This is a genomic window from Curtobacterium sp. P97, from assembly GCF_023712445.1.
Taxonomy (GTDB): Bacteria; Actinomycetota; Actinomycetes; order Actinomycetales; family Microbacteriaceae; genus Curtobacterium.
Genome location: NZ_JAMAYF010000235.1, coordinates 1 through 383 on the forward strand (window position 1 = coordinate 1; position 383 = coordinate 383).

Consider the following 383-nt stretch of genomic DNA (forward strand, 5'->3'; position numbering starts at 1 on the left):
GGACTGGGATGCCGCCGTCGCCGCCTGGCGCGAGCTGCGCACCGACGACGACGCCGTCTTCGACCGCGAGGTCGTCATCGACGCGGCGTCCCTCACGCCCTACGTCACCTGGGGCACCAACCCGGGCCAGGGTCTGCCGATCGGCGCCGCGGTGCCCGACCCGGCGTCGTTCGCCGACGAGTCCGACCGGGCCGCCGCCGAGTCCGCGTTGGCCTACATGGGCCTGACCGCCGGCACCCCGCTGCGCGAGATCAGCGTCGACACCGTGTTCCTCGGCTCCTGCACCAACGGCCGCATCGAGGACCTCCGGGTCGCCGCCGAGCTGCTGCGCGGCAACCACGTCGCCGCCGACACCCGCATGCTCGTCGTCCCCGGTTCGGTGT

1 protein-coding gene is annotated in these 383 nt (G+C 74.2%); it reads left to right on the forward strand.

What is annotated here, in order from left to right; all coding sequences use genetic code 11:
• Positions 1-383: aconitase family protein (locus M3677_RS17810; protein ID WP_251161247.1), on the forward strand; the 383-nt coding region annotated here is incomplete at both ends.